This is a genomic window from Stappia albiluteola, from assembly GCF_014050225.1.
Lineage (GTDB): Bacteria > Pseudomonadota > Alphaproteobacteria > Rhizobiales > Stappiaceae > Hongsoonwoonella > Hongsoonwoonella albiluteola.
The window spans coordinates 38,343-55,034 of sequence record NZ_JACFXV010000044.1; the positions used below are offsets into that span (position 1 = coordinate 38,343).

At 62.0% G+C, this 16,692-nt stretch carries 13 protein-coding genes; 11 read left to right on the forward strand and 2 right to left on the reverse strand.

The window, feature by feature from the left end; translation table 11 throughout:
* Window positions 1-99: 99 nt before the first annotated feature.
* Window positions 100-1,713 (reverse strand): phosphoenolpyruvate carboxykinase, encoded by a 1,614-nt coding sequence (locus H2509_RS07515; protein ID WP_182163933.1) that lies wholly within the window; start codon window positions 1,711-1,713, stop codon window positions 100-102.
* A 521-nt stretch (window positions 1,714-2,234) separates the two neighbouring features.
* On the opposite strand from H2509_RS07515, the gene H2509_RS07520 reads away from it, so the two are divergent.
* The 6 genes from H2509_RS07520 (at window position 2,235) to H2509_RS07545 (ending at window position 7,731) form a co-directional block, all read left to right on the forward strand.
* Window positions 2,235-3,608: an MATE family efflux transporter gene (locus H2509_RS07520; RefSeq protein WP_182163935.1), complete on the forward strand. Its 1,374-nt coding sequence runs from the start codon at window positions 2,235-2,237 to the stop codon at window positions 3,606-3,608.
* 159 nt (window positions 3,609-3,767) lie between these two features.
* Window positions 3,768-4,466 (forward strand): response regulator transcription factor, encoded by a 699-nt coding sequence (locus H2509_RS07525; RefSeq protein WP_182164121.1) that lies wholly within the window; start codon window positions 3,768-3,770, stop codon window positions 4,464-4,466.
* Between the two features lie 64 nt (window positions 4,467-4,530).
* The gene (locus H2509_RS07530; RefSeq protein WP_182163937.1) at window positions 4,531-6,345 is read left to right on the forward strand and encodes a stimulus-sensing domain-containing protein; all 1,815 of its coding nucleotides are present in this window, start codon (window positions 4,531-4,533) and stop codon (window positions 6,343-6,345) included.
* Complete coding sequence (locus H2509_RS07535; RefSeq protein WP_182163939.1) at window positions 6,342-6,806, forward strand: HPr kinase/phosphorylase; 465 nt, start codon at window positions 6,342-6,344, stop codon at window positions 6,804-6,806. Before H2509_RS07530 ends, H2509_RS07535 begins: the two co-directional genes overlap by 4 nt.
* Window positions 6,807-7,022: 216 nt before the next feature.
* Window positions 7,023-7,427 carry a PTS sugar transporter subunit IIA gene (locus tag H2509_RS07540; RefSeq protein ID WP_182163941.1) on the forward strand — a complete coding sequence of 135 codons (405 nt, stop codon included), beginning with the start codon at window positions 7,023-7,025 and terminating at the stop codon, window positions 7,425-7,427.
* 4 nt (window positions 7,428-7,431) lie between these two features.
* The gene (locus tag H2509_RS07545; RefSeq protein WP_182163943.1) at window positions 7,432-7,731 is read left to right on the forward strand and encodes an HPr family phosphocarrier protein; all 300 of its coding nucleotides are present in this window, start codon (window positions 7,432-7,434) and stop codon (window positions 7,729-7,731) included.
* 10 nt (window positions 7,732-7,741) lie between these two features.
* Here H2509_RS07545 and H2509_RS07550 read toward each other — a convergent pair whose 3' ends face one another.
* Window positions 7,742-8,929, reverse strand: coding sequence for a lytic murein transglycosylase (locus H2509_RS07550; RefSeq protein ID WP_182163945.1), 1,188 nt, complete (start codon window positions 8,927-8,929; stop codon window positions 7,742-7,744).
* 402 nt (window positions 8,930-9,331) lie between these two features.
* Between H2509_RS07550 and H2509_RS07555 the strand changes: the two genes are divergently transcribed.
* From H2509_RS07555 to H2509_RS07575, 5 genes are all read left to right on the forward strand, one after another.
* Window positions 9,332-9,814 carry a fasciclin domain-containing protein gene (locus tag H2509_RS07555; RefSeq protein WP_182163947.1) on the forward strand — a complete coding sequence of 161 codons (483 nt, stop codon included), beginning with the start codon at window positions 9,332-9,334 and terminating at the stop codon, window positions 9,812-9,814.
* A gap of 328 nt (window positions 9,815-10,142) precedes the next feature.
* Window positions 10,143-11,540, forward strand: coding sequence for an adenosylhomocysteinase (ahcY, locus tag H2509_RS07560; protein WP_182163949.1), 1,398 nt, complete (start codon window positions 10,143-10,145; stop codon window positions 11,538-11,540).
* Between the two features lie 317 nt (window positions 11,541-11,857).
* A complete protein-coding gene (locus H2509_RS07565; RefSeq protein ID WP_182163951.1) occupies window positions 11,858-14,281 on the forward strand; it encodes a sensor histidine kinase in 2,424 nt (807 codons plus the stop codon).
* A 107-nt stretch (window positions 14,282-14,388) separates the two neighbouring features.
* Window positions 14,389-15,906: a tRNA (adenosine(37)-N6)-threonylcarbamoyltransferase complex ATPase subunit type 1 TsaE gene (tsaE, locus tag H2509_RS07570; RefSeq protein WP_328805014.1), complete on the forward strand. Its 1,518-nt coding sequence runs from the start codon at window positions 14,389-14,391 to the stop codon at window positions 15,904-15,906.
* Window positions 15,907-15,911: 5 nt separating this feature from the next.
* On the forward strand, window positions 15,912-16,646 hold the full coding sequence (locus tag H2509_RS07575; RefSeq protein ID WP_209001862.1) for a nucleotidyltransferase family protein: 735 nt from the start codon (window positions 15,912-15,914) through the stop codon (window positions 16,644-16,646).
* The last annotated feature ends 46 nt before the right edge of the window (window positions 16,647-16,692 follow it).

Below are 16,692 nucleotides of genomic sequence, written 5' to 3' on the forward strand. Positions count from 1 at the left end.
CGGCGACGGGGTCGGGTGAAAGGTATGTCCGAAATCGTAATAGGCAACGGCCCCGGAAGCGATCCGGGGCCGTTGCACTTCGTCCGGAAATGTTCCGCCTTATTCGGCGGCGGCCTTCAAGGCAGGCGCGGCCTGCAGGACGGTGCCGTCCACGTGGGTTTCGAACTTCTCGAAATTGCCGACGAACATTTCCACCAGCCGGGCGGCCTGACGATCGTAGGCCGCCTTGTCCGCCCACGTCGAACGGGGATCGAGAATGCTGCCGTCGACGCCTGGAACAGCCACAGGCACCGCGAAGCCGAAATAGGGGTCCGTACGGAACTCCGCGTCCTTCAGCGACCCGTCGAGAGCGGCGGAGAGCAGCGCCCGCGTTGCCTTGATCGGCATGCGATGGCCGGTGCCGAAGGCGCCGCCGGTCCAGCCGGTATTCACCAGCCAGCAGTCCACGCCATGCTCGGCGATGAGGTCGCGCAGCAGGTTGCCGTATTCCGACGGGTGGCGCGGCATGAAGGGCGCGCCGAAGCAGGTGGAGAAAGTCGCCTGCGGTTCGGTGACACCCTTCTCGGTGCCGGCCACCTTAGCGGTGTAGCCCGACAGGAAGTGGTACATAGCCTGGGCCGGCGTCAGCCTGGCGATCGGCGGCATGACGCCGAAGGCATCGGCCGTCAGCATGATGATGTTCTTCGGCTGGGGCGCCCGGCCCGTCGCGCTGGCATTGGAAATGAAGTGGATCGGATAGGCGCAGCGCGTGTTTTCCGTCTTCGAGCCGTCGTCGAAGTCGGGCAGGCGGGTTCGCGGATCGATGACGACGTTCTCAAGCACTGTCCCGAAGCGCTCGGTCGTGGCGTAGATCTCAGGCTCGGCTTCGCGTGACAGGCGAATGGTCTTGGCGTAGCAGCCGCCTTCGAAATTGAAGACGCCATCGGGGCTCCAGCCGTGCTCGTCGTCGCCGATCAGCGTGCGGGTCGGGTCGGCGGAGAGTGTCGTCTTTCCGGTGCCGCTGAGGCCGAAGAAGATCGCCGTTTCGCCGGCATCGTTGACATTGGCCGAGCAGTGCATCGGCATCACGCCAGCCTGCGGCAGTAGGAAGTTGAGGAAGGTGAAAACGGACTTCTTCATCTCGCCCGCGTAGGACGTGCCGCCGATCAGCACGATCTTGCGGCTGAAATCGCAGGCGATCACCGTTTCCGAGCGGCAGCCGTGCCGCGCAGGGTCGGCCTTGAAGCTCGGCAGGTCGATGATGGTCATTTCCGGCACGAAGGAAGCAAGTTCGCCTGCCTCCGGACGGATTAGCAGGTTGCGGATGAACAGGGAGTGCCAGGCAAACTCGGTAAAGACGCGAACGGCGATCCGGGCTGCGGGGTCCGCGCCGCCGTGGAGATCCTGCGCGTAGAGCTCGCGCCCGCGGGCATGGGCAAGCATGTCGGCGCGAAGAAGCTCGAAGGCTTCGAGGCTCATCTCGGCGTTGTTGTCCCACCAGACGGCATCTTCGGTGAGGCTGTCGCGGACGACGAACTTGTCCTTCGGCGAGCGTCCGGTGTGAACGCCTGTGTCGACGACAAGTGCACCGCCTGCGGCAATGGTGCCCTCGTTGCGCTTGATGGCATGCTCGTAAAGTTCAGGCTCGCTCAAGTTGAAATTGATGGCTGCAAGCCCGGTGAGACCAACTGATTCAACCCCTGCAGAGGGGTTACGCACGCCATATTCTTTCATGTCCCGCAAATCCCTGTTTTCGCCCGACCGGTCTCTTGCCGGTTCTCCCTGACCACTTCCCGAAAGGTCGGCACATACTTGCCCGAACGATTCCTTGACTGGAAGTCCGGCGAACCTACGGGATGGCCGTCAGACCAACAAGGTCGCCAAAGGGCCGATTCTGCCCATTCAATCGATTAACTTGCCGGAAAAGCGGGTCGCCTCGCCCATTGGAATCCAAGCTTTGCCTTAATTCGCAAGCCCCCTGAGGTATTGCTATACGTACCTCATCGTTTTTCTTGCTTTGCCGCGATTTTTCAGCCGCGAAAGTAAACTTCGTCGCCTACGGAGACGGGTTTCCCGCCGGTGACTCAGTATTTTTGCGTGGAAAGGCTTGCGGCCGGCTGAAGAAATCTCTCGTGAATCTCTTCCGCAGCATTCCGTTACAGGTGGTGTTGAATTGCCGGAAGCTTCTGAAATTACTAAAGGCAATAGCCTCCGGCGCAAATGGGAAGGCCGGTCTGGAAGAGGCGGAAACGGAAATGACGGCGGTCGCCAGCGAAATGCCGATGCCGATCGGCTATCACCTGATGCGGACATTCCAGCTCGCGCTGCCGATCATCCTGTCGCGCGCGGCCATCGTCGTCATGCTGACGGTGGACACCATCATGACCGGCTGGGCCGGCGCCCGGGAACTCGCCTATTTCGGCCTCGGCATCGCGGCGCAACTGACGCTGATGATGATTGCAATCGGTGCGCTTCAGGCGACCGTCGTGATGACGGCGCAGGCGGCAGGCAGCGGAGACGAACAACGGGCGGGAGACGTGTTGCGTGCCTCGCTCTTCAACGGCATCGCGCTTGGCGTCGTGGTGCTCTGTCTTTCGTTTGTTGCGGAGGACTTCTTTCTGGCGACCGGGCAGGCCCCTGATCTTGCGCAAGGTGCTGCCGGGGTTTCGGTCATCTTCGGCTTCGGGATGCCCGGGATGCTCCTGTTCATCGCCGGCAACCTCTTCCTTGAGGCGACCGGGCGGCCGCATGTCGGCATGACGATCATGATCGTCGCCAATCTCCTGAACGTGCCGTTGAACGGCATTCTGGCGCTTGGCTGGGGCGGGATCGTCGACCCCATGGGTGCCGAGGGAGCGATGCTGGGAAGTTCCGTCCTCAGAACGGTCGCAGGCCTCCTGATCGCCTGCGAGATCGCCCGCTCCAGCTTCGGACAGGATCGCTACGGCCTGCTGAGCGGCTGGCGGCCGTGGCTGCTCAGCCTGGCGACATTCGGTGGAGACATTGGCCGTGAACTGCGCCGCCTCGGCCTGCCGATGGGATTGGCGCAGGGCGTTGAAAGCGCGGCCTTCGCGACCGTGGTATTGATGGCCGGTCGATTGGGGGCGATGGAACTCGCCGGCTATCAGGCAGTGCTGGCACTGGTTTCGCTGACCTTCATGATGGCGGTGGGCACCGGCGGCGCGACTGCGATCCGCGTCGGGCGAGCTATCGGCGCCGGCGACAGACAGGGCGCCCGCCGTGCAGGCTTTGCCGGTATTGCGCTCGGCGCCTTGCTGCCGTTGCCGATCGCCGGTCTCTTCCTGCTGTCTCCGGAAACGGCTGCCGGATTCGTGACCGACAACGAGCAGGTTGCCGCCGTTGCCGCCGGTGCCTTTATTGTGGCCGCCTTCATGCTGTCGGCGGATGCGGCGATGGGGGTGACGGTCGGGGCGCTGCGCGGGTTTGCGGACGTCTGGGTGCCGACGCTACTTCAGGTCGCGGCCTTCTGGCTCGTGGCGGTTCCGACCGCCTATATGTTCGGCCTCAGGCTTGGCATCGGCGCTCCAGGTCTTATCGGCGGATTGCTGGCTGGTGTGTACGTCTCCTTCGCCGCCCTCGTCTGGCGTTTTCTCTCCATCTCCCGATAGCCGACAGCAGGGAGCCGGCATCTCGGGAGCCGCAACGTTGCTGACGGGCGCGGGAAGGACTAGTCTTCAGCGGGAGCGCTGCCATATTTTGCGCGCAATTGAAGGGCCAAAGGCAAACAACCGAAGACGATGACTGGATCCAAACCGAAGGCCCGCACCATGCCGACCATCGCCCTCGTCGATGACGACCGCAACATCCTCACTTCCGTCTCCATTGCACTGGAGAATGAGGGGTATCGCGTGCAGTCCTACACCGATGGCGCCTCGGCCCTCGACGGTTTGACGGCCAATCCGCCGGATCTGGCCATCTTCGATATCAAGATGCCGCGCATGGACGGCATGGAACTGCTGCGCCGCCTGCGTCAGCAATCCGACCTGCCGGTGATCTTCCTCACGTCCAAGGACGACGAGATTGACGAGCTCTTCGGCCTGAAGATGGGAGCGGACGACTTCATCCGCAAACCCTTCTCCCAGCGCCTCCTCGTGGAGCGGGTGCGCGCGGTCCTGCGCCGTATCCAGCCGCGCGATGCGACGGTCGCCAAGCCTCAGGGCGACAAGGTGCTGGAGCGCGGGCAACTGGTCATGGATCAGGAACGTCACACCTGCACCTGGAAAGGCGAGCCGGTGACGCTGACAGTTACCGAATTCCTCATCCTCTTCGCCCTTGCGCAGCGGCCAGGCGTGGTCAAGAGCCGCAATGCGCTGATGGACGCCGCCTATGACGATCAGGTCTATGTTGACGACAGGACGATCGACAGCCACATCAAGAGGCTGAGGAAGAAGTTCAAGGTCGTCGACGACGATTTCGACATGATCGAAACCCTCTACGGCGTGGGATATCGCTTCCGCGAGGCGTGAGATTTGCACGGTCGGCGTGGCGATATCGCGCAAGCTGCCTGACGGGGCGGCGCGAGACAAGGGAATGGCAATAGAGACCGAAATCGAGGTGGAAGGCCGGCAAGGAGAACCTGCCGCCGACCGGCCAGTTGCGCTGCGCCGGCTCGGCAATCCGCGCATGCGGCGCCGTTTCTTCAAACGGATCGGCATGTTTCTCGGCACCTATGTCTTTTCGTCGCTGACGAAGCGTATCGTCATCCTCAACCTTGCCGGTCTCTGCGCTCTGGTGGCGGGCATTCTCTATCTCAACCAGTTCCGTGCCGGGCTGATCGATGCGCGTGTCCAGAGTCTGCTCACGCAAGGCGAAATCATTGCCGGTGCGATTGCCGCTTCCGCCAATGTCGAAACCGACGGACTGACCGTCGATCCGGAAAAGCTGCTGCAGTTGCAGGCTGGCGAAAGCCTGTCGCCGACGGACGACGCACGGCTTTTCGATTTCCCGATCAATCCGGAAAGGGTCGCGCCGGTTCTCAGGCGGCTGATCTCGCCAACCAAGACGCGGGCGCGTATCTACGACCCGGAAGGCATTCTGATCCTCGACTCGCGGCATCTCTATGCGCGCGGGCAGATCCTGCGCTTCGACCTGCCGCCGCCGACGGCCGAGGAACCAGGCCTGATGGACAAGATCTGGGCCGATCTGAAACTCTGGTTCCGGCGGGGCGACCTGCCGCTCTACGAGGAGGTGGGGGCCGGCAACGGCCGCGCCTATCCGGAGGTGGAGGCCGCTCTTGCCGGGTCGCCGGCAAGCGTGGTGCGCGTATCGCCGCGCGGCGAACTGATCGTCTCCGTCGCCGTTCCCATCCAGCGCTTCCGGGCCGTTCTCGGCTCCTTGCTGCTTTCCACGCAGGGCGGCGATATCGACGCCATCGTGCGCGCAGAGCGACTTGCGATCATGCGCGTCTTTCTCGTGGCCGCCGTTGTAACGGTGGTGCTCTCGATCCTGCTGGCGGGCACGATCGCCGGGCCCGTGCGCCGCCTGGCGGCAGGTGCCGAACGGGTTCGGCGCAGCATCAAGTCGCGCGAGGAAATCCCCGATTTCTCCGACCGTCAGGACGAAATCGGCCATTTGGCCGGCACCATTCGGGATATGACCAACGCGCTCTACAACCGGATGGACGCAATCGAGACATTCGCGGCGGACGTAGCGCATGAAATCAAGAATCCGTTGACTTCCCTTCGAAGCGCGGTCGAGACGCTTCCGCTTGCCAAATCGGAGAATTCCCGCGAAAGGCTGTTGGAGGTGATCCAGCATGACGTGCGCCGTCTTGACCGGCTGATCACCGATATTTCCGACGCGTCCCGCCTCGATGCCGAACTTGCCCGGGCGGATGCCGCGCCGGTCGATGTTGCAACGCTGCTTCGCACGGTCACGGATTTTGCCAATGAGCGCGCCGGAACCGAGGCTGCGCCGGTCAAGCTTGCGGTCGAGCCGTCCCGGCAGCCGCATCCCTACCGGATCCTCGGACATGACAGCCGTCTGGCTCAGGTGGTCAACAATCTGATCGACAATGCCCGCTCTTTCTCGCCGGCGGGGGGCAATGTCCGCATCATCGCGAAACGGACTGGCGACAAGGTCGTCGTCACGGTTGAGGATGACGGTCCCGGTATCCGGCCGGAAGCGTTGGAACGCATTTTCGAGCGCTTTTATACCGACCGACCGGATGGCGAGGGCTTCGGCAACAATTCCGGTCTCGGCCTGTCGATCACGCGGCAGATCATCGAGGCCCATCGTGGTTCGATTACCGCTGAAAACAGGCAAGAGCGGGATCCGAACACCGGCAAGATCTGCGTAAAGGGGGCACGTTTCATCGTCAGCCTGCCGGCGGAGACCGTGAAATGACGGCCGGTACACTCCATGCTAGCTGCGTCGTGATTGCAGGCTCCGGCATATTGATACGTGGTGCTTCGGGCAGCGGCAAATCTTCTCTCGGCGAGGAATTGGTGGCGAGGGCGAAGGCGCAGGGCCACTTCGCGGCATATGTCGCCGATGATCGCGTCATTGCCGGCAAATCTCATGGGCGGCTGATTGCCGAAGCGCCGTCGCCCCTTGCAGGACTTTGGGAAAGGCGCGGCGCGGGGATTGTCAGGGTGCAGGGGGAGGCGCGCGCAGTCTTGCGTCTGGTGATCGATATCCTGCCGATTGCAGAGATCGAGAGGCTGCCGGAGGAAGATGTGCCGATAGCTGAGATCAGTGGCATCGGCTTGCCGTTGATCCGGGTGCCGATGGGTGAGATTTCACTGGCCGCGACCCGAGCCTTGTCGCGTGTCTTCGAGGACACGCATGCTGTCATTGGCGGATAATCGCGAAAAGTGCGCCGATTTTCCTTGCACTGCAGCGCTGCCTTGCCGACAGTGTGCGCTGACATGCAGGGCCGGGAGCGGGCTCGATCCAGGCAGCAGCGGCTTGACGCCGGATTAACCTTCGACCGGGCATAAGCGGCCACAATTCAGGCAAGGCAGCGCGCGCTGCCGCGAAAGCGCTCGCAAGAAGCGCGTTGAGGAAGACACGGACAGGGCATGATCGGTCTGGTACTCGTCACCCACGGCCAGTTGGCACAGGAATTTCAGGCCGCGCTCGAACATGTGGTCGGTCCCCAGAGCCAGATTGCGACGATCTGCATTGGCCCGGACGACGACATGGAGCAGCGGCGCCAGGATATCCTCAATGCGGTTGAGGCTGTGAATGACGGCAGCGGTGTCGTGCTTTTGACGGACATGTTTGGCGGCACTCCCTCCAACCTGGCCATTTCCGTGATGGACGGCATGTCAATCGAGGTCGTGGCTGGCGTAAACCTGCCGATGTTGATCAAGCTCGCCAGCGTGCGCGGGGAATTGAAGTTAGCCGATGCGGTCGACGAAGCCCGAAAGGCCGGACAGAAATACATTTCCGTGGCCAGCCAGGTTCTCTCCGGGCAGGGCTGAGGCGATGGGTAAGACTGCAAATGACGAAGGCGCGGTGCTGCGGCGCGAGTTGATGATCGTCAACCGGCGCGGCCTTCATGCGCGGGCATCGGCAAAGTTCGTCAAGCTCGTCGAGGGCTTCGACGCGGATGTGACAATCTCCAAGGACGGCCAGAGCGTCGGCGGCACGTCGATCATGGGACTGATGATGCTTGCGGCGTCGCCGGGCTGTTCCATCCTGGTCGAGGCGCGCGGGCCGCAGGCGGAAGCCGTCGTTGACGCGCTTTCCGCACTTGTGGGCGACGGCTTCGGCGAAACGGACTGAACAACCAACGCTACAGTCGCGAGAGCAGGACCTCTGTCGGCCAGCCATCGGCGGGAAGGCCGAGCCGCAGTTGCTCGGCGCGAACGGCAGCCCGCGTGCCGCTGCCGAGAATTCCGTCGATTTTGCCGACATCGTGGCCGCGCTCGCTGAGCTTCTTTTGAAGTGCCTTCATCGATGCATCGGAGAGACCGGGTTCGGGCTGGCCTGGATTATAGGCAGGCGCGCCTGCCAGTCGTGTCGCGAAATAGGCGGCGGACGTGGTGTAAATGAAAGACTGGTTCCACTCCAGATAAACGCCGAAGTTGGGATAGGAGAGGAAGGCCGGCCCCTTCCGGCCCTGGGGAAGCAGGACGGAAGCTTGCAGATTGCCCTCCGGCAATCCGCCTGAACGCGCCCGCACGCCGAGCCTCGCCCACTCGGCCACCGTCTTTTTGGAGGCAAGGCCCGTTTCTTCCCAGGGAAGATCTGCAGGCAGGACGATTTCCTGCAGCCAGGGCTCGCCGGGCCGCCAGCCGAGACTGGAGATGAAATGGGCGGCGGTGAGAATGACGTCCGGCGCGCTTGTTTTCAGCCTGACGTGTCCGTCGCCGTCGCCGTCGATCCCGAAGTCGATAATGTCGCGCGGCAGCATCTGGACCTGGCCGATCTCGCCAGCCCAGGCGCCGGTTGTCTGGCGCGGGTCCAGGTCTCCATGCTCGGCAAGCTCGATTGCGGCCAGAAGCTGCGGGCGGAAGAGGTCAGGCCTCCGGCAATCATAGGCAAGGGTCGCAAGGGCGTTGACCGTGTTGAAGTCGCCCTGCACGGCGCCGTAGTCGGTCTCCAGGCCCCAGAAAGCGGTGATCACGGCGGCCGGGACGCCGTATTCACGTTCGGCGCGGGCGAAGCTCGACGCGTATTTCTGCATGTTGGCAGCGCCATGCTTGAGACGGTAGCCGTTGACGGAGCGCCTGGAGAATTCAAGGAAGGTCTGCTTGAAGACGCCCTGCCCCCGATCGAGGCGCAGGACCTTCGGATCGACCGCCGCACCCGAGAGGGTTTCGCGGATAGCGGCTTGGCTCCGTCCTTGTTCGCGGGCCTCTTTCGCGACGCCGTTCAGGAATGCGTTAAAGTCTCCTCCGCAGTCCCGGGCGTTCGCCGGATGGACGGAAAGCAGGAGGGGCAGGCTGCACGCGCTTATGATCCATTTGCCGAATTTCATGGTTCGCCTCTCGCATTGCCTCTCAATATCGATGCGTGGAAAATCCTGCATTCCGGTTACCGACGGATGAATTAAAGCAGGGCCATAGGGACTAGCCTGAAATTGTGACGCAATATGATGGCAGCGAGAAGAATATGGTTTTCGATGTTCCTCGTCTGAAAATCAGTGTCAGACAATAAAGGCCGACCTATCGCGAAAGAAGATCAGGTACGAGAAATATCGCCGTGCGGATTTTATGCTTCTCCGATTTTTCAAAAAATTATTTGTGATCTTTCCCGCGTGATCCTCCCATTCAGCGAAACGTAGATAGTCACATCAGACGGCGCAAAGCATCTCACGTTCAAGGCGATGAGGCGTTGATCGAAAAGAAAGCCGCTGTCCTGATCAAAACGGGAGAAGATAATGAGGAAATTTGCTCTGGTCGCAGCTACGGCAACTATGCTCGCGACGTCCGCGTATGCGGCGAATATCGTCGAAACGGCGCAGGGTGCAGGAACGTTCAATACGCTGCTTGCTGCGGCCCAGGCGGCAGGCCTTGCCGATGCTTTGTCGAGCCAGGATAATCTGACCGTGTTCGCGCCGACGGATGAAGCCTTCGCCGCGCTGCCGGCCGGCACGGTGGACAATCTGCTGAAGCCCGAGAACAAGGCGCAGCTGGTCGCCATTCTCAGCTATCATGTCGTGCCGCAAAAGATCATGTCCGGACAAATCGCCAGCGGATCGACGGACGTCGCAACTCTCAAGGCCGATGGAGATACGACCATCACCGTCGAGAAGGGCAGCGGCGGCGTTACGGTCGACGGAGCCAGGGTGATCAGTGCGGATATCGAGGCGAGCAATGGCGTCATTCATGTCATCGACAAGGTGATCCTGCCGTCCAACTGAACCGGACAGTCATGACTGCCGAAGAGGGCGCCGAATGGCGCCCTCTTCTGTTTCGTTTTGAAATTCCTGCGGCATTCCCAGGGCGGCGCGGGCAAGCAGAAACCGGGCGCGCGCCGAGACCTATCCTGCAGATATAAAGAAATCTTTATATCGTTATTGTTTCACTTCGCGCCCCGCGATATAAGGCCACCCGGATGGCGGCTCTGGCCCCCTGTCCCACTTCAATTCGCAGGCGCCGCGCCCGACAGGGTCGAAGGCGGCAACCTTCAGTGCCAGGCGGCGGTTTTCTGCTGCATTTCTCGGCCGGACATCGATCGGAAGGACCAAAATGACGATCGCCAAGGACTACTACGTCAAGGATATTTCACTTGCCGATTTCGGCCGTAAGGAAATCGCGATCGCCGAAACCGAGATGCCGGGCCTGATGGCCTGCCGCGAGGAATTCGGCACTTCCAAGCCGCTGAAGGGAGCGCGGATCGCCGGCTCGCTTCACATGACGATCCAGACGGCAGTGCTCATAGAGACTTTGGTGGCGCTGGGCGCGGACGTTCGCTGGGCTTCCTGCAACATTTTCTCCACGCAGGACCATGCGGCCGCCGCGATTGCCGCTGCCGGTGTTCCGGTCTTCGCCGAAAAGGGCGAGACGCTCGAGGAATATTGGGATTACTGCGACCGGATTTTCCACTTCGAGGAAGGTACGGCCAACATGATCCTCGACGATGGCGGCGACGCAACGCTCTACATCCTGCTTGGCGCGCGCGCGGAAGCCGGCGAAGACGTACTGTCTTCTCCGCAATCCGACGAAGAAAAGGTGCTTTTCGCCCAGATCCGCAAGCGCATGGAACAGAGCCCGGGCTGGTTTGCCAAGCAGCGTGATGCGATCCGTGGCGTTTCCGAAGAGACGACGACCGGCGTCAATCGTCTTTACCAGTTGAAGAAGAAGGGTCAGTTGCCCTTCCCGGCCTTCAACGTCAACGACAGCGTCACGAAGTCGAAATTCGACAACAAGTACGGGTGCAAGGAAAGCCTTGTCGACGGCATCCGCCGTGGCACCGACGTCATGATGGCTGGCAAGGTAGCCGTGGTGTGCGGCTATGGCGACGTGGGCAAGGGCTCGGCGCTTTCCCTGCAGGGTGCCGGCGCGCGCGTGCAGGTGACCGAAGTCGATCCGATCTGCGCGCTGCAGGCGGCGATGGACGGTTTCGAGGTCGTCACACTGGAAAAGGCGGCTCCGAACGCGGATATCGTCATCACCGCGACAGGTAACCGCGACGTGGTGACGCTCGACCATATGCGCGCCATGAAGGATATGGCGATCGTCGGCAATATCGGCCATTTCGATAACGAGATCCAGGTTGACGCCCTGCGCAACTACAAGTGGACCAACATCAAGCCTCAGGTCGACATGATCGAGTTCGCCGACGGCAAGCGGATCCTGCTTCTGTCGGAGGGTCGACTGCTCAATCTCGGCAATGCGACCGGCCATCCGAGCTTCGTCATGTCGGCAAGTTTCACCAATCAGGTGCTGGCGCAGATCGAGCTCTGGACCAAGGGCGGGCAATACGACAAGGATGTCTACGTCCTGCCCAAGCACCTCGACGAAAAGGTTGCCCGCCTTCACCTCGCCAAACTCGGTGTGGAATTAACGAAGCTGAGCGACGATCAAGCGTCCTATATCGGTGTCGATTCCGCCGGCCCGTACAAGCCGGACCACTACAGGTACTGATGTGTAGGTCGATCGGCTACATCATATAGTATTTTGATACTATATCGGGCGATATTTGCCCGATTAGGCGGGAGCTGTGGACGACACGGCTCCCGTTTACTTTTTGTCAAGAGACTCTTTTTCGCGATTCTCAAACGCGGTATGGTTTTGCGAATCGGTCGTTTCATGAGGCAGAAATGATCGGTGAACCTTCGCTCTGAAGGTTGGATTGCGGCGATAGGGGATTGGGAATGCCGTCTGGCGGCTTGCAACATGCGCGCATTGGCGCGTCATGGCGGAGAAGGAGTCGAAAGGCTCTGGAGCTTGCCGGAGTGAGCATGCTGGCATTGGCAGCCGGGTCGCTGCCGGCCGTTGCGATGGACACGATCGCCGACGCGGCATCTTCAGTTGATCCCTTCAGAGTTGTCTGGTTCTCGGCAATGGTTGGCGCCGTTGCCTTCGCGGTGACGACCGCTTCCGTCCTGGTTGCGAATCGCAAGAAGTCCGCCGGGACGCTCAAGGATGTCATGGGGCAGAATGCGAGCCTCAAGGCGCGCCTTGACCGCCTGGAAGGCCTCCTCGACAGCGAAGACCACCGGATCGTCATCTGGGGCGGTGGAGACGAGACGCCGATGGTGGCAGGCGCCATGGGCGAAGGAAGTGGCGTGCCGCGCTCTGCTTCACAGCTGCTGTCCTTTGGCACCTGGCTCGACGGCCGTTCGGCGGGCGAAATCGAGGGGTCCCTTGCCGATCTTCGAGAGCGAGGCGAAGGCTTTACCCTTGTCCTCGCGACGCGATCGGGAGGCATGATCGAGGCGAGCGGCCGGACCTCGGCGGGCGCGGCGGTGCTGCGGCTGCGTGATTTGACCGGCGAGCGTCGCGCGCAGGCTGCGCTGAGCGCAAGGCACCAGGAACTGTCGCGCGAACTCGAAGCCATGAAACGCCTTTTCGAAGCGTTGGGCGCGCCGGCATGGCAGCGTGACGCGGACGGCAAGCTCGTCTGGGTCAACGGCGCCTATGCTGCGGCGGTCGATGCCGGCAATCCGGCGCAAGTCGTTGCTTCTGGCTCGGAGTTCCTGGACGACAGCGGTCGCAAGGGCGTCGCACGCCAGCGTGACATGGCGGGTATGGCCAGCGCACGCCTGCCCGTCGTGACCGCAGGCGAAAGGCGCATTTTCGATGTTACGGAAGCATCCTCCGACGGCGGCAGTGTCGGAATTGCCATCGACGTGAGCGAACTGGAGCGGATTCAGCGAGAGTTGAAGCGTACGGCTGAATTCCACGCGCGTACGCTCGACCAATTGGCGACGGCGGTTGCCATTTTCGGACCCGACCGGCGGCTTCAGTTCTACAACGCGGCTTTCCGGGCCCTCTGGGATCTCGATCCCGCGTTCCTGGAAAGCCAGCCTGAAGACGGCGCGTTGCTCGACCAGTTGCGCGCGGCGCGCAAGCTGCCCGAGCAGGCGGATTATCGAAGCTGGCGCGCGAAAAACTTGGAAAGTTACCGCTCCCTCGATGCAAGCGAACATTGGTGGCATCTACCCGACGGCCGCACGCTGCGGGTCATTGCCAATCCGCATCCGCAGGGCGGCGTCACTTACATTTATGAGAATGTGACCGAGCGCCTCGACCTGGAGAGCCGCTACAACGCGCTGATCCGGGTGCAGGGCGAAACGCTGGACCACCTGTCTGAAGCTGTGGCCGTGTTCGGATCGGATGGCCGGTTGCGGCTGTGGAATCCGACCTTCAGTTCGATCTGGAACCTTTCCGAGGAAAATCTCGGCGACAGCCCGCATATCAACGCCATCGTCGACTGGATCGAAGGCGACGAAGGCGTGGTCGATATCTGGCGCGAGCTTGCCTTTGCCGTGACCGGCCTTGCCGACAATCGCGAACCCGTCCACGGCAGGATGGAATGCGCGGATGGTGAGGTGATCGACTATGCCACTGTGCCGCTGCCTGACGGCGGCACGCTCGTCACTTTCGTGAATGTCACCGACTCGGTGAACGTGGAACGGGCGCTTCTTGAGAAGAACGATGCGCTGGAGCAGGCGGATCAGCTGAAGAACGCCTTCATCCAGCATATTTCCTATGAGTTGCGCTCGCCGCTCACCAATATCATCGGCTTCGCGCAGTTGCTTGGCGATACGAAATTTGGCGAGCTGACGCCAAAGCAGTCAGAATACACAAACTACATCCTGTCATCTTCCTCGGCACTTCTCGCGATTATCAACGATATTCTAGATCTCGCGACGATCGACGCCGGAATCATGGAACTCGATCTGTCGGACGTTGACGTCGCCAAGACCGTTGCGGCGGCGGTGGAAGGGCTCAAGGACAGACTGACGGAAGCACACATCACGCTTCGCTCGCATGTGCCGGAGAATATCGGCACGCTGCAGGCGGATGAGCGGCGCCTGCGGCAGGTGCTCTACAATCTGCTCTCCAATGCCGTCCGCTACTCGGATGAAGGCGGGCTGGTCGATATCACCTGCGAGCGTCTGACAGATGCCGTGGAATTCCGTGTCCGCGATCATGGTTGCGGCATTCCGGCGGATCTGCTGGATCAGGTCTTTTCCAGGTTTGTCAGTCGCGACGCGGGCAATCGCCGCCGCGGTGCCGGCCTGGGACTGTCGATCATCAAGAGCTTCGTGGAACTGCACGGCGGGACGGTGGACATCGCTTCCACCGAAGGCGAGGGGACGGAGGTCATCTGTCGGTTCCTGCTGTCGCCCCAGGCGCTCCGGCACGCCGCCGAATAAGGGTGCGGAAAAGCCGTTTCCTGCGAAAACCCGTGCAAATGCCTTCGCGTCCTTCGGGGAATTGGGCTATGTCGGGTCAGGGAAATTCCGCCGGAGCACATCTTCTCGTGACCGACACTTCGCTACACTTCGACTGTGCAGACGAGGCTGCAACCGGGCGTCTGGCGCAGGACCTTGCAGCCGTCCTGAAGCCGGGCGATTGCCTGCTTCTCGTCGGTGATCTGGGCGCGGGGAAGTCGACCTTCGCGCGCGCCCTGATCCGCTCGGTTGCCGGCGACGATGATCTGGAAGTGCCGAGCCCGACCTTCACTCTGGTCCAGACCTACGATCTCGCACGGCTGCCCATTGCACACTTCGATCTCTATCGTCTGGAAGAGGCGGAGGAAATCGAGGAACTGGCGCTGGATGAAGCCCTGGAGGGCGGTGCGGCGCTGATCGAGTGGCCGGAGCGGGCAAGCGGGCATCTGCCGGCCCGTGCCACGGTGATCCGCATCGAGCCGCTCGACCATCCGACAGGACGGCGGATTTCACTGCACATGCCCGACGACGACTTCGCCGGCCGCGTCGCGCGCAGCCGTGAAATTCGCGAATTTCTGGACCAAGCCGGTTGGCCTGCGGCCCGGCGCGTGCCCCTGCAGGGCGACGCCTCGTCACGGGCCTACGAGACGGTCCATCGCAACGGCGAAACGGCCGTCCTGATGAACGCACCGGCAAGGCCGGACGGCCCTCCGGTGCGCGACGGACTACCCTATAGTCGCCTCGTGCATCTGGCGGAGGACGTGCGCCCCTTTGTTGCCGTTGGCAAAGGGCTTCGGCGTGCGGGCTTCGCGGCGCCAGAGATTTACGCCGCCGATCTCGATGCGGGCTTGTTGCTGTTGGAGGATCTGGGCCGTGAAGGTGTGGTCCGCGAAGGCGCGCCGATTGCCGAACGCTATGCGGCGGCCGTCGATCTCCTTGCGGATTTTCATGCCATTGCGATGCCGGAGGAAACGCCGCTGCCTGATGGCACGCTCTACCGCCTGCCTCGCTACGACCAACGGGCGCTGCTTTTCGAGGCTGAGCTTTTCTTCGACTGGTACCTTCCCTATGCCGGTGCCGCGCCGGACGAAGGATTGCGTGCGGAATTCATCGCGCTTTGGCGGAACGCCCTGGCCATGATGTCGGATAGCGACACGACCTGGGTGCTGCGCGACTACCATTCCCCGAACCTGATCTGGCGGGAAGAAAGAACCGGAAACGGCCGCCTGGGCCTCATCGACTTTCAGGACGCCGTGATCGGCCCGGCGGCCTACGATCTCGGCTCCCTTCTTTTCGACGCGAGGGTGACGGTTCCCGCACCGCTGGAGCGGGAGCTATTCGCGCGCTATGTCGCCGGGCGACGTCTGCACGATGCGGATTTCGACGCGGATCGTTTCGCGCGCGACTACGCCATTCTGTCCGCCCAGCGATTGTCGAAGATTTTCGGGATTTTCGTACGCCTGGCGCGGCGGGACGGAAAGCCCGGCTATCTCGCCCATCTCCCTCGTCTTGAGGCCTATATGGCCAAGGCGCTGTCCCATCCGCTGTTGGAAGAATTGCGGGCTTGGTATCGGGCGCGCGGTCTGAACATCCCCTCGATCGGATGAAGCACATGACAAATGCGACTTCCTGGCGCCCGAAGCGGGCGATGATGCTGGCAGCCGGCCTCGGCAAACGGATGCGGCCGGTGACGGCGACCACACCCAAGCCCTTGATCGAGATTGGCGGCAAGGCGTTGATCGACCACGGGCTGGACAAGCTACAGGCCGCCGGCATCGGGCAGTGCGTGGTGAATGTCCATTATCTCGCCGACCTGGTCGAAGTGCATATGGCGAAGCGCGAGATGCCGCGCATCGTCATTTCCGATGAGCGGAACAGCCTGCTCGAAACCGGCGGAGGCATCCGGAAAGCGCTGCCACTGCTCGGCGAAGAGGCTTTTCTGCTGCTGAATTCCGACAGTACCTGGATCGAGGGCGTGACGCCCAACCTGGAGCATCTGATCCATCAGTGGGATGAGGAAAGAATGGACATCCTCCTGCTGCTTTCGGAAATCGTGGCAAGCGTCGGCTATGACGGACGCGGCGACTTCGACATGGCAAAGGACGGCAAGCTGTCCCGCCGGATCGAACGCTCAGTGACGCCGTTTGCCTATGCGGGCGCCGCAATCCTGCATCCGCGCATCTTCGCCGATACGCCGGAGGGGGCTTTTTCGCTGAACCTGCTTTTCGACCGGGCGATCGAGGCCGGCAGGCTTCATGGCGTTCAGATGGAAGGTGTCTGGCTCCATGTCGGCACGCCGGAAGCGATTACGGAGGCCGAGCGCGCGATCCTGGAAAGCGCCGACTGATCTTTTTGCGCGGGCATTGGAGGCTGGCGGCTTTCCGGTCAGAATG

Coding starts and splice junctions, on each gene's coding strand:
- H2509_RS07515 (WP_182163933.1), bottom strand. CDS start 1,713: ATGAAAGAATATGGCGTGCGTAACCCCTCTGCAGGGGTTGAATCAGTT.
- H2509_RS07520 (WP_182163935.1), top strand. CDS start 2,235: ATGACGGCGGTCGCCAGCGAAATGCCGATGCCGATCGGCTATCACCTG.
- H2509_RS07525 (WP_182164121.1), top strand. CDS start 3,768: ATGCCGACCATCGCCCTCGTCGATGACGACCGCAACATCCTCACTTCC.
- H2509_RS07530 (WP_182163937.1), top strand. CDS start 4,531: ATGGCAATAGAGACCGAAATCGAGGTGGAAGGCCGGCAAGGAGAACCT.
- H2509_RS07535 (WP_182163939.1), top strand. CDS start 6,342: ATGACGGCCGGTACACTCCATGCTAGCTGCGTCGTGATTGCAGGCTCC.
- H2509_RS07540 (WP_182163941.1), top strand. CDS start 7,023: ATGATCGGTCTGGTACTCGTCACCCACGGCCAGTTGGCACAGGAATTT.
- H2509_RS07545 (WP_182163943.1), top strand. CDS start 7,432: ATGGGTAAGACTGCAAATGACGAAGGCGCGGTGCTGCGGCGCGAGTTG.
- H2509_RS07550 (WP_182163945.1), bottom strand. CDS start 8,929: ATGAAATTCGGCAAATGGATCATAAGCGCGTGCAGCCTGCCCCTCCTG.
- H2509_RS07555 (WP_182163947.1), top strand. CDS start 9,332: ATGAGGAAATTTGCTCTGGTCGCAGCTACGGCAACTATGCTCGCGACG.
- ahcY (WP_182163949.1), top strand. CDS start 10,143: ATGACGATCGCCAAGGACTACTACGTCAAGGATATTTCACTTGCCGAT.
- H2509_RS07565 (WP_182163951.1), top strand. CDS start 11,858: ATGCTGGCATTGGCAGCCGGGTCGCTGCCGGCCGTTGCGATGGACACG.
- H2509_RS07575 (WP_209001862.1), top strand. CDS start 15,912: ATGACAAATGCGACTTCCTGGCGCCCGAAGCGGGCGATGATGCTGGCA.